Annotated in this window: 11 protein-coding genes; 1 reads left to right on the top strand and 10 read right to left on the bottom strand. The window is 57.0% G+C overall.

Translation table 11 applies throughout. The features are described 5' to 3' along the window. Positions 1-18: 18 nt before the first annotated feature. Both pgeF and RSQ48_RS05070 read right to left on the bottom strand, forming a co-directional pair. The gene (gene pgeF / locus RSQ48_RS05075; RefSeq protein WP_415302192.1) at positions 19-786 is read right to left on the bottom strand and encodes a peptidoglycan editing factor PgeF; all 768 of its coding nucleotides are present in this window, start codon (positions 784-786) and stop codon (positions 19-21) included. Further along, positions 768-1,733 carry an RluA family pseudouridine synthase gene (locus RSQ48_RS05070; RefSeq protein WP_003802484.1) on the bottom strand — a complete coding sequence of 322 codons (966 nt, stop codon included), beginning with the start codon at positions 1,731-1,733 and terminating at the stop codon, positions 768-770. The genes pgeF and RSQ48_RS05070 overlap by 19 nt, the downstream gene beginning before the upstream one ends. 59 nt (positions 1,734-1,792) lie before the next feature. On the opposite strand from RSQ48_RS05070, the gene RSQ48_RS05065 reads away from it, so the two are divergent. Further along, complete coding sequence (locus RSQ48_RS05065) at positions 1,793-2,626, top strand: outer membrane protein assembly factor BamD (protein ID WP_080584985.1); 834 nt, start codon at positions 1,793-1,795, stop codon at positions 2,624-2,626. Between the two features lie 271 nt (positions 2,627-2,897). Here the strand turns inward: RSQ48_RS05065 and RSQ48_RS05060 are convergent, their stop codons facing one another. The 8 genes from RSQ48_RS05060 to RSQ48_RS05025 all read right to left on the bottom strand — a co-directional run bounded on the left by RSQ48_RS05060 (position 2,898) and on the right by RSQ48_RS05025 (position 12,390). Next, the gene (locus tag RSQ48_RS05060) at positions 2,898-3,578 is read right to left on the bottom strand and encodes a TetR/AcrR family transcriptional regulator (protein WP_003802488.1); all 681 of its coding nucleotides are present in this window, start codon (positions 3,576-3,578) and stop codon (positions 2,898-2,900) included. Between the two features lie 51 nt (positions 3,579-3,629). Further along, positions 3,630-4,925, bottom strand: coding sequence for a TRAP transporter large permease (locus RSQ48_RS05055; RefSeq protein WP_003802490.1), 1,296 nt, complete (start codon positions 4,923-4,925; stop codon positions 3,630-3,632). A gap of 2 nt (positions 4,926-4,927) precedes the next feature. Further along, the gene (locus RSQ48_RS05050; protein WP_003802492.1) at positions 4,928-5,434 is read right to left on the bottom strand and encodes a TRAP transporter small permease; all 507 of its coding nucleotides are present in this window, start codon (positions 5,432-5,434) and stop codon (positions 4,928-4,930) included. A gap of 20 nt (positions 5,435-5,454) precedes the next feature. Continuing rightward, entirely contained in the window at positions 5,455-6,447 is a 993-nt protein-coding gene (dctP, locus tag RSQ48_RS05045; RefSeq protein ID WP_415302191.1) for a TRAP transporter substrate-binding protein DctP, read from the bottom strand. 48 nt (positions 6,448-6,495) lie between these two features. Then, entirely contained in the window at positions 6,496-7,821 is a 1,326-nt protein-coding gene (locus tag RSQ48_RS05040; RefSeq protein ID WP_059318783.1) for an NAD(P)/FAD-dependent oxidoreductase, read from the bottom strand. Beyond that, positions 7,818-8,183: an ethanolamine utilization protein EutQ gene (locus tag RSQ48_RS05035; protein ID WP_230406269.1), complete on the bottom strand. Its 366-nt coding sequence runs from the start codon at positions 8,181-8,183 to the stop codon at positions 7,818-7,820. Before RSQ48_RS05035 ends, RSQ48_RS05040 begins: the two co-directional genes overlap by 4 nt. Positions 8,184-8,446: 263 nt before the next feature. Further along, positions 8,447-9,928 (bottom strand): SulP family inorganic anion transporter, encoded by a 1,482-nt coding sequence (locus RSQ48_RS05030; protein ID WP_415302190.1) that lies wholly within the window; start codon positions 9,926-9,928, stop codon positions 8,447-8,449. Positions 9,929-10,335: 407 nt separating this feature from the next. After that, a complete protein-coding gene (locus RSQ48_RS05025; protein ID WP_415302189.1) occupies positions 10,336-12,390 on the bottom strand; it encodes an ATP-dependent DNA helicase in 2,055 nt (684 codons plus the stop codon). Positions 12,391-12,482 lie beyond the last annotated feature (92 nt).

Here is a 12,482-nt window from a genome sequence, read left to right as displayed (position 1 = left end):
CGTAGGAACAAAAAACGGCTAGCGATGGGCCAGACGCGCAATGGTGACTTGTCGGCCCGTTTGCGGCGAACGGCGATAGGAGTAAAACCGCTCATCATCCTCGAACGTGCACAAGCCACTTAGATGCACCTTCATGGCGCCCGGACTCAATTGTTCCAAGCGATGGCGCGCAATGGCGGGCAAATCTGCCTGCCATTTGCCGGGATGCTTTCCCGCATTAAAAAAAGTAGCCAATTCAGGTTCCGCCCGGACATAGGCATCAAACACCTCCTGCCCCACCTCAAAGTGCTTCTGGCTGATGGCCGGCCCAATCCAGGCCTGCCAGGAACCCGCTTGCGGGCAGCGCCTTACCATCGCCTGCCAGGTTCGCTCCAGCACCCCGGCCTGCAAGCCACGCCAACCGGCATGAGCAACCCCCACGACCCGGGCTTGCTCGTCCCAGATCACGACGGGCAGGCAGTCGGCCGTCAAGATAGCCAGCGTGCGGTCGCTACGGGTAGTGACGGCGGCGTCAAACTGCCGAGGCTCGGCGGGTAAAAGATCCTGATCGGCATCCAGCACATCCGTGCCATGAACTTGCGCCAGCCAGATCGGCTCTACGCCCAAAAAGTCCACCATACGCTGACGATTGGCCTGCACCCGCTGCGGATCATCACCCGTATTCAGCCCCAGGTTCAGGCTTTCCCGCTCGCCCTGGCTGACACCACCGGCACGAGTCGTACAGAAATAAAGCAGTCCCGCTTGTTCGGGGCCGCCAACCGTAGGAATCAGCTGTGCGTGTGCCATTCAATCGTCTCTGCAACAGATTGATAATCAGCCGGTGGCTCGGCCGAAAAGCGACGACGCTCGCCGGTATCGGGGTCCTCAAACTCCAGCACATGAGCGTGCAACATTTGACGCTGCGCGCCCGCCACGGCCCGACCGCCATAAAGCGTATCGGCCAGCAAGGGGTGCTTGATCGAACTCAGGTGGACCCGGATCTGATGGGTACGCCCTGTCTCCAAGCGACACGCCACCTCGGTCACCGCCTCGTCACCGGCATAGCCCTGACGCAGCATCTGATAATGCGTTACTGCCGGCTTGGGAGCGACAGAGGGCCCGGTACTCATGCGTACGGGAACGCGCAAGTCACGCCCGATGGGCTCCTCGACCGAACCTTGACCCGGCAATACGCCATGAACCAGGGCCAGATACTGGCGTCCCATGCTACGCTCTTGCAATTGTCGGACAAAGTGGGTTTGAGCAACTTCCGTGCGAGCGACAACCAGCAAGCCGGACGTATCTTTGTCCAGCCGGTGTACGACACCGGCACGGGGCACCTGACGCAAAGCGGGAAAGCGAAACAGCAGACCATTGAGCAAGGTGCCGCGCCAGTTACCCGCGCCCGGGTGCGTGACCAGACCTACCGGCTTGTTAACCACCAGCCAGGAATCGCTTTGAGCCACAATTTCAAAGTCCACGTCATCGGGCTCGAACGCCATGTCTTCGGGTGCCTGTTGCTCCCAGACCTGAACGATGTCACCGGGATAAACCGTATGCTTGACCTTGACCACCTGGCCGTTGACAAGCACATGCCCGCTCTCGACCCAGGACTGCAGACGGCTGCGCGAATGCTGCGGCAGCAAACGCGCTAAAGTCTTGTCCAGACGATCGGGAGACGCGGAGATGGGAAGGATAAAACGCAGTGCGTCGGAAGAAACAACACTATCTTTTTCAGTATCTGTGTCAGGCATGGCGACAAATCATATAATTGAGCAGCAATGCTAACACCAAGGACGCTTTTGTGACTCGCATGAACCTGAACTTGCCACGTATTCGTGGTACCAAGCTGGCCCACGTAGCCGCATTAATGCTGGCTGCCACATTGCTTGCTGGCTGCGGCACTACCAAAAAAGAAGTTGACCCTACCTCGGGCTGGACCGCCGAGCGCTTGTATAAAGACGCCCGTGAAGAGATGGCGGCCGGCAACTGGAAAGACGCGCGTACCCGCCTGGAAGCCGTCGAGTCCCGCTATCCCTTTGGCACCTATGCACAGCAATCGCTGATCGACCAAGCCTACATCAACTGGAAGGACGACGAGCCTGCCAAGGCCCTGGCGGCAATTGACCGCTTTCAGAAGCAATACCCCAGCCACCCTGGCACCGATTACATGTTGTACCTGAAAGGGCTGATTTCTTTTACGCCTCCCAGTGCGGCCCTGTCCAATATCACCCAGCAGGACCCCAGCGAGCGTGACCCCAAAGGTCTGCGTGAGTCCTACGAAGCCTTTAACGATCTGCTGCAACGCTACCCTAACAGCCGTTACGCGCCCGATGCAGCCAAGCGGCTGACCTGGCTGGTCAGCACCATCGCACAGAACGAAGTACACGTGGCTGAGTACTACTACAAGCGTGGGGCGTACGTGGCGGCCGTAAACCGTGCGCAGACCGTCATTACCGACTTCAAAGGCGTGCCCATTGCTGAACGTGCGCTGTACTTGATGTACCTGTCCTACGACAAGTTGGGTCAGACCGAACTGCGCGACACCACCAAGCGGGTGATGGACGAAAACTTCCCTGACTCGAAGTACTTCAAGGAAGGGCTGGATTCCAAGGTGAATTACTGGAACCCGATCAACTGGTTCTAAGCCTTGAAGCAAAGCAGCGCACAATACGCGCTGCCTTTGTGAGGCGACAATAAAACGTCTCGCAGAACGCAACCCAAAAAAGGGCCAAATCCCATCCAGGATTCGGCCCTTTTAGTTTTTTTCTACCTTCAAACTGATGTTCCCTGCCAGCTTGTGTTGTCCTAATCATCCGAGCAAGGACTATCAATAAGAATATCCATCAGATAGCTCCTTGCCCTGGCGGCCATCCGAGTCCGCCCATCCCCCCACTGGCTCCAGAGCATCCTAAGTATCACCGCTCTTTCCTGGCATTGTCCTTTTGCACGCTATACATGCGCTCGGCAAAAGCCTCGGCCTTGGCCGGGTCTAAGGCTTGGCCTCCGAGGATTTTCATGGTGTCGTTCAAATACACCATCCGGTCCTCCAGATCCTCCTGCAGACCAATCAGGTAATAGCCTATCTGGCAAAAATACGTGGTCCGGGCTCGGGTCTGGGCTTCGATCTCTTCCACACCCATGCGCTGGAAGAAATTGGCCAAGGCGTTCATGCAGGCCTTGTCCGCCCGCGCGACGGCTTGCCGCACCCGCTCGGAGCGCCTTGCCCAATCCCGCATGGCCATATCCAAACCCGGCTCAAAACGGGACACGTCCAGCCAGGTGGAGAACAGGGACAACATGCCATCTTGCAAATTGTCCACGTTCTCCAGCGCCAGCATGGTGGAACGCATGTTCTTTTGCTCCCAAAAACCAACCAGCCCGTCCAGCAGGTCGTCCCTGTCCTTGAAATGCCAGTAAAAACTGCCTCGCGTGACGGCCATAAGCTGCGCCAGCCGGGTGATACGCACGGCCTCCACCCCTTCCTGCATGAACAGGCGGATAGCGGCTTCCAGCCAGTCCGCCCGTGTCAGATGCACGTTGGGCTCGGTCAGGGCCCCGGCCTGGGCCACCCGTTCAATCAGTTCCTTATCACTCATATCGCCTGCTTGTAGAGTCGCTTTAGTCGCCAAAGTATACCGGCGCTCCTCTTATAACAGACCCAGCATTCGTGGAAACGCCAAGGAAACAGCGGGCACGAAGGTAGTGATCAATTGAACCGGAATGGCGACGAATACGATCATGGCGATGGCCGGGCCAAAAGAGCGATGGACTGTCACCTTACTGATGCGACAGGACATGTACAGCACCGGCGCCATGGGCGGGCTGTTGGAACCCACAATCACAGCACACGCCACGATGGCGGCAAACTGAATCGGATTGACGTCCGCCACGCCTACCAAAGGCAGAAGCAAGGGAGCGACGACAACGGTCAGCGACACGTCGTCGATAATCATCCCCACCAGAATCAAAAACACATTGACCATCAACAAAATGCCGATGGGACTATCGACCAGTCCTGTCACAAAAGTAGTCAGGTCCTGTGGCACGCCCTGCGCCACCAGGATACGACCGATCAGGAAAGAGAACAGCAAGATCAGAATGACCGTGCCTGTGGTCTCGGCCGTGCGTACAAAGCTGTCGCATAACTTGCGCAAAGTCAGCTCACGATACACAAAGCAGCCAATCCCAATCACGAGCACAACCGCCACCGCCGCTGCCTCGGTTGGCGTGAATACGCCCCCGTAAATCCCCCCCAGAATCAGCACGGGGATGCATAAGGCGGGAATCGCCAAAAGCAGGCTTCCCAATGCAGAGCGACGGCCTGTATCGGAGGCTGGTGGCGTGGGCTGCTCTTTGAACCAACGTCCTGCGACCACGTAATTAAACAGGATCAAACCCACCATCAGGAGCAGCCCGGGACCAATTGTTGCCGCAAAACAGGCCACCACGGACTGCTGGGTGACAACCGCAAACAAGATCATGGTGATCGATGGTGGGATCAGAATCCCCAGCAAAGAAGAAATTCCCAGCAAGGCCGCTGAATAGGGGCGCGGATAACCACGCTGCTCCATGGGGTCGACCAGAATCGTTCCGATCGAGGCAACCGCTGCAGAAGCCGTACCCGAAATGGCTCCGAACACCCCGGAAGCCAGGACCATGCTGGCCCCCATCCCCCCGCGGCGGTTCTTGACCAGCATTTCGGCAAAGCCAACCAGCCGGTGGGCGATCCCGCCGGCCTGCATCAAATACCCCGCCATGATAAATAAAGGCAAAGCCAGAAGAACCAAGGAGTTCAAAGAGCGAAAACCCTGCAGCATCAACGTATTCAGATTGACGTCATACACCCAGGTCAGCAGCAAAAGCGTACCGGCAAAAGACCAGGCCACCGGCACTCCCACGCCCAGCAGGAACAAAAGCAGGAGAACAGAAAAACCAGCATGCATGATTAATATTCTCCCCGTTGCAAGGCCATCCAGGACTCATAGACATCACGCAAGCCATAGGCCAGACTGCCAAGGGCATTGAGACCGATAGCTGACTGAGGAACCCAGACAGGGATAGACAGCTCGGCCATCGTGGTGGAAAAACGCGATCCCCACATGAACATGCGCAAGGTCCAATAGGCAAAGGCCACCACAATTAGCAGCACCAGCACTGCCACACAGAATCGGTGAATCGCTCGCGCACGCGGCGTTTTCAAACGATGGGACAGGTAATCCACCACCAGATGCTGACGGGACTGGCTGGCGATCAGCGCCCCTGTCATGTACAGCCAAATCGCCGCCACCATCACAATGGTATGGACACCGGTTGCTGGCCAGTGGAGGTAATAACGCGCAGCCACCACGTAGGCCAAACCTGCCGCCACTACAATGCTGGACACAATGGCCAGCCATTGAAGGGCGATCAGGGCCGGGCCTTGCTTGATCGGAAGGTCCTCACTCACAGTCATACTCCCTTGTACGCCGCTGCTTACTTCAGCGCCGAGGCATTTTTCTCGATATGCGCCATGATGCTATCGCCTACCTGCGACTTCATGGACGGCCAGACCTGCGCGCGGACATGCTCTCCCAGCGCGGCCAGTTGATCTTTGTCAAGTTCGATATAGTGTTTGCCCAAGGCTTTCCATTTCTCGACCACTGCCGCGTCGGTCTCTTGAGCCTTGGCGAACTGATCCTTCATGATGGCGATGGCCGAAGCCTGAACGACTTGCTGCTGCTCGGGCTTCAAGGCCTCCCAGGCCTGCAGGTTCATGGACAGCACACCGGTAATAAACTGCTGCTTGCTGCGCACGTAGTAATCCAGCGTGTCCCGGAAGTACTCGTAGTCGTAATAAATGACGTTGGCTGCATCGCCATCGACCACGCCGGTCTGAATCGAGGTAAACACTTCACCCCAATCAATGGCGGCCGTCTGGTAACCCATGGCCTGCACGGACTGCTGCATCAGGGCGATAGGAGGCACACGCACCTTGATATTTTTGGCGTCCTGCACGGTCAGCGCATGTTTGCCTTTGGTGGCCACTCCATTGAACCCTTCAGGCCAGGCGCCAAAAAACTTCAAGCCATTTTCCTTATACACACCATCCAGGGTTTGATTCAGCCAGCCACCCGGTTGATAAGCGGCCAGCGCCTCCTCCCAGGTGGTGAACATATAGGGCGTATAGATCGCCGCGATGCGCTTGTCGTAGGAGGTCATGGGCCAGTTCAGCATCAACTGCACGTCACCAGCCACATGCTGGTCGAACACCTCCTCCTGACCACCCAACTGGTTTTGATAAAACACGCGCGGCGACAAAGCGCCTTGCGTGCCTTCTTTAATCAGAGCCGCCCATTTCTCGATGGCATCACCACTGGGTGAACCTTGCGCGCCCGAGTCCGTCGCAATGCGCATGGTTTGCGCGGACGCGGTGGCCGCGCTCAGGCTGAACATCACAGTCAGCAAAGTCTTGCTCAACAGCTTCATAACTCCTCCTGGGTATCTCTTTTAAATTTGTTGTTCACACTTTGAGTATCAGGCTTCCGCCCGGTTTCGCCACAGCTCCCAGCCCAAACGGGCCCGGACGCCGATATCCAGAAACGGGCGTGGCGGCAAGGCATCGGGTTGCCCCAAAGCCTGCATATCGGCAATCAAGGGATTGTCCAGACCGCAAGCCAGATCCGCGACCAACATGCCCGAGATCGTGCCCTTGGTCAGCCCCACCCCGTTCTGACACACTGCGGAATACACATGCGGGGCCACCTGACCAAAGCCGGGCGAGCCGTTACGGGACAAACAGATGAAGCCCGTCCAGGTGTGCTCCATTTCCACGTTCTTCAGATTCGGGAAACGCTCGTCAAACAGGGTTTTGTGCTCAATGCGCACGCGGCGACGGCTCTCGTCATCGCTACGCAAACTGGGAGCGTATGTCATGTGCTGACGAATCAGAATGCGCTGGTCATTGGTGCGACGCATGGTAATGCCCACAAAGGCGTTGGCGGGCGTCAAACCCCAGCTGGGCAAACCACCCAGTTCGCGCTGTTCGCTTTCCGTCAGGCAACGGGTCAAGCTGGCATGAGCCGCCATCGGCATCAGCTTGCCGCTATAAAAACCGAACTGCTCCGCAAAGACGTTCACGGCCAGAATCATCTTGCCTGCACGAACCTTGCCACCGGGTGTTTCCAGCGTGACGCCATCGCCTTGCTGCAAGGACAGCACAGGTGTTTTTTCGTAGACGGTGACGTTGGGAGGCATATTGTCGGCCAGACCACGCGACAGACCAGCCGGGTTCAACAACACGGTGCCGGGGGTATAAATCCCTGTGCGGAAATGCTTGAATCCCAGCTTGTCGTGCAGCGCCTTGCCGTCCAGCCACTCATGCGGTTCCTTCAAGGACTCCAGCACTTGCAGCGTAGGCTTCAAGGTTGTGCGTACGCCTTCCTCGGAAACCGCGGCGTGGAACTTCCCGATGGGACTCCAGTCGCACTCGATGCCGTAACGCTCGACCTGGGTTTTCAAGTAAGCAATCGCGGTACGCGCCAGGCGTACATGCGAGCGGGCGGCATCCAGCTCGCCCATGGAACTGCCGACGTTATGAGGGCTATCAATTGCAAAGCCGGAGTTTCGACCTTGCGCGCCCTCGCCCACCTGATCCGCTTCCAGCACAACGATGCGGTCGCCGGGGCGATTCTCTGCCAGGCGACGGGCTGCGGCCAAGCCGGCCAGGCCACCACCGACGACCACCCAGTCAGCGTGCACGTCGTTAGCCAAGGCGGGCTTGGGTGTGCGGGGAGCCAGCAAGCGACTCCAGCCATTGGTCTTGTCGTTCTCGGGCAGACACGTAATGTTCTGGATGCTCATGTCGCCGCCCGTGCGCTGGCCCAGTTGCTGGGGTGCAGACAGTAATGAATCAGCGCGGAGTCTGCTTCATAGATCAAGGGGGTGCCAGCAGGCAGCCAGATGCAATCGCGCGGCCCCGCCTCCAGAATGCCCTCAGGGGTGTGAATGCGCATGCTGCCCTCAATCACCGTCACGACCTCGTCATACAGCACGGTCCATTCAATACGGGCCTGATTCAAACGTGCATACCCCGCCCCCAGAGGCGTACCGTCATCCTCGCCCACAATCTCCGCCAACTGCGCCATCTCTGGCTTTTCCTGCCGAGGCTGAAAGACCAAATCGTCAAAACGCATTACTCGCGGCAACGCTTTTTCTCTTGTCATGCGGATCACCAAACACAAGTGGTTTTAGAACATACATAGTTGTATGTTGAGATGGTAATGAGTCAGATTTGGTGAGTCAATGACATGGAGTATGGGGATTACCCTGCGATCAGTTACGTTTTTTGTTTAAACCTGAATGATTATTTTCAGTAGATGAAGCGCCGTAAAAGACTGAAAGCCGGGGCCTAACTACTTTCAATCAGGAGCAACAATGGCCAATCCATAAAACTTAAAGCCGGAGCATCCAGCTCCGGCCGTTTCAATTAATGAACGCTTACGGAATCCATATCCTTATTTCTGGGATAACTGGCAAATTGCGCCACCATCGCCGTGCTGCTGGCATCCAAACCGTGCACCTCGACATAGGCTCCACCACGGCGCAGTTTCAGCACAACCCGATCCAGCGCTGCGACCGAGCTTAAGTCCCAGAATCGTGTCTGGCTTACATCGATGCAAATGCGCGCCACTTTCTCCTGGTAGTCGAACTTCTCAACAAAGCTCTCTGCAGAAGCAAAAAACACCTGCCCAAACACGACATACGTACGGGTCTGGGCATCCTGGCTAAGGCTGGAGCTAACTTGCAAAACACGGCGAACTTTATGTGCAAAGAACACGCCAGAAAACAAAACGCCTGTCAGTACTCCCTTGGCCAAATCATGCGTGGCCACCGTTACCACCACCGTGGCCAACATGACGACACTGGATGTTTTGGGGTGAACCACCAGATCCTTGATCGAGCGCCAATTAAAGGTGCTGATAGAAACCATCACCATCACAGCGACCAGGGCCGCCATAGGTATCTGCTTCACCCACTCCCCCAGGAACACAACCAGTATCAAGAGCACCACACCCGCCGTTAAGGTGGACAGGCGACCGCGGCCACCGGATTTCACGTTGATCACTGACTGACCAATCATGGCGCAACCAGCCATGCCTCCCACAAAACCCGTAGCGATATTGGCAATACCTTGACCGACACACTCTCTATCCTTGTTACTCGTGGTGTCGGTCATATCGTCCACAATGGTGGCCGTCATCAATGATTCGAGCAGGCCCACGACACATAGGGTGGCAGAATGAGGAAAGACAATTTGCACGGTCTCCCACGTCCAGGGAACCTGTGGGATCAAAAAACTGGGCAAACTGTCCGGCAAGGCTCCCATATCGCCGACGGTACGGATATCCAGTTCCAAAACCATGTACACAATACTTAGAACAACAATGGCCACCAAGGGCGAAGGCACCGCCTTGGTGAAATAAGGCAATCCATAAATGATAAGCAGACCTGCCGCAGTCATCGCATAAACGGGCCAGGCGACATTGCTTAACTCTGGCAATTGGGCCATAAAAATCAAGATAGCCAACGCGTTGACGAAGCCCGTGATAACCGACCGAGAGACAAACTGCATAAGCTGGCCGAGGCGTAAAAACCCAGCCAACATTTGCAGTACTCCTGCCAGAATGGTTGCAGCCAACAGATAGTCGAGCCCGTGCTCTTTCACCAAGGTCACCATCACTAAGGCCATCGCCCCGGTCGCTGCCGAAATCATCCCGGGTCGCCCGCCAACAAAAGCAATAAGCGTGGCGATAGAGAAAGAGGCATACAGACCGACTTTAGGATCGACTCCGGCAATAATGGAAAATGCGATCGCTTCAGGAATAAGGGCCAAGGCCACCACCAGACCAGCCAGCAAATCACCCCGAACATTGGAGAACCACTCCGTTCTCATTTTTTCAATAAACATGAACACTGCCCTTAGCAAACAAGGGATAGACGCGCTCACAACGCCCTACTCCACAAACAAGGGCAGAACGTGCAAGGCAAACAGGAGCAAGCCCGTAGCGATGGATAGCTACAGACCAGTCAAACAGGTAGGGGACAAGAAGAGAGCGCTCTTGCAGCGCTAGTGCCACTTAGGGCGGTGTAACGGAGTGGAAGTGTCCGCGAGGCATGGCTGCGCCCCGGTAATCCAGCGGTTCCAATGTGAAGTAAGCAAGGGCAGCCATAGCCGTCATTGTACTCAGAAAACAAAAGCGTTTCTTGCCTCTGGAAACAAGCACCCGACTAAACTGGAAATCGGCCAAACAACCGACCTCCAGCATTATCTTGATCTATGAACGGGTGTACGGAAGCAGCTCCTTAATGGCGCCGTCAGCGCTGCGCCGGGCCATCTTGCATCGAGACATCCGTCACTTCCTCGCTTTGCCGCCGGGCTTTCTGCTCCCGCAGAAACGCCAGAGCACGGGCAGGATCACGAGTACGGGCAAAGGGTGGCAAACCCCGCCACAGCAATTTGCCGTAGGGTTTCTCGACAATACGGGCGTCACCCACCATCAACACGCCCCAGTCGCGCTCGGTACGGATCAGGCGCCCTGCTCCTTGTTTCAAGGCAATCGCGGCTTCTGGCAGTTGGTATTCCATAAAGGGATTACCACCTCGATCCTTGCACTCCTTGATACGCGCTTCCAGCACGGGATCATCAGGTGGCGCAAAGGGCAGTTTGTCGATTGCCACCAGAGTCAGTGCATCACCGGGCAGGTCAATCCCTTCCCAGAAACTGGCGCTGCCCACCAGCACCGCATTGCCACGCGCCCGGAACTCATCCAGCAGCACTTGCCGCGATCGCTCTCCCTGGCGCAGCACGTTACGCTCAATGTCTTCCCGATCGAATCGATCCCGCAACATCTCAGCGATTCGCTCCACCGAACGCAAGGTGGTGCACAGCACCAGCACCCCGCCCTGCCCGGCCTTGATCAGGGGGATGAGCGCATCCACGAAAGCCTGATTGAAATTCGGATGACTGGGAAGCGGCAAGGTGCTGGGCACATAAAACAGTGCCTGATTCGGATAGTCGAACGGTGAAGCCCAGGCTTCGGTGCGAGCATCAAACAAACCGAGCTGTCGCTTGAAGTGGTTGAAATCGCCATGCACCGACAAGGTGGCCGAGGTCAGCACCCAGGACTGCTCCTTGCCTCTGTAGCGCGAAAAAATCTTGGCCACCGATAAAGGAGCACTGTGCAAACGCAAATAGTGCTGGCCACTTTCGACCCAACGGACAAACTCATCGGGCTGGTCCTGCTCTTTTTCACTTTCAGGCAGGTAGGCATGGCGCCCCTGACGATCCGGCTGGCTCCACTGGAACAAACGCGCCCGCAAGTCCAAGGCGCTTTTATGAGCCGCGGCCAGATCAGGATGCCGCTCCGCCACCATGGCCAGCATCTTGATGACCTTGTCGAAGGTTTCCAGCAAATGCTCCAGCGCTTCATCAAACAGCTCCGGCTCGGGCAAGGCCTGGAACGTTGCACGGCCACCTTGAGCCGCCAGCGACGCGGTTCGCAAATGCAAATCCCGAGCGGCTTGCTCCAACTTGCGGGCGACCTGACTCCAGTCCACGGTCTCGCGCGCCTGGGCCAGACCTGCCGCTTCAATCTGCCGACACAAATCGGTCAATTGGTACAAGGACACGCTACTACCCAGAAAACGGGTGGCCACGTCGGGCAATTGGTGGGCTTCGTCAAACACCACCAGATCCACGCTGGGCAGCAAATCCGTCACACCCTCTTCGCGCAGGGCCAAGTCGGCCATGAACAAGGCATGATTCACCACCACCACATCGGCATCCTGAGCATGGCGGCGCGCTTTCATCACGAAACAGTCACGTACAAAGGGGCAATCCTGCCCCAGGCAATTATCTCGTGTGGACGTGACCCGATGCCAGATGTCCGCATCCTCAGGGACTTCGGCCAGTTCGCCTTTGTCGCCACTACGACTGCGCTCGGTAAAAAGCTGGATGGCTCGCAGATACGCGATCTCCGCACGGGACTTCAGGGCTCGGTCGTCCTGCCCCAGGCGCTCCAGATGGTAATGGCAAACATAGTTGCTGCGCCCCTTGAGCAAGGCCACATCCACCGGCAGGGCCAGCGCCTTGCGCAAGTGGGGAATGTCGCGCCGGAACAATTGATCCTGCAAGGTGCGCGTGCCGGTCGAGACCAGCGCTTTGCCCCCTTGCATGAACACAGGCACCAGATAGGCCCAGGTCTTGCCCGTTCCTGTACCGGCCTCGGCGATCAGCACGCCGGAGTCGGCGACCGTTTCGCTGATGGCTTGGGCCAGCTCCAGCTGAGCCTGCCGCGGACGATAGTGCGAGACAGACCCTGCCAGGGGGCCCTGAGGGGAAAATATATCGGAATAATCCTGCAACAACATGGGGCAAAACCGCTAAGGGTGAGGTGATGAAAGACAGAACTGTCTACAATCACAGTGGAATACATACAAGATGATACCTGCCAATTCTGGGT

This window comes from Alcaligenes sp. SJTW-7, from assembly GCF_047716895.1.
Taxonomy (GTDB): Bacteria; Pseudomonadota; Gammaproteobacteria; order Burkholderiales; family Burkholderiaceae_B; genus Alcaligenes; species Alcaligenes ammonioxydans.
Note: the sequence above shows the minus strand (reverse complement) of the source record. Positions and strands in the feature narration are given on the sequence as shown.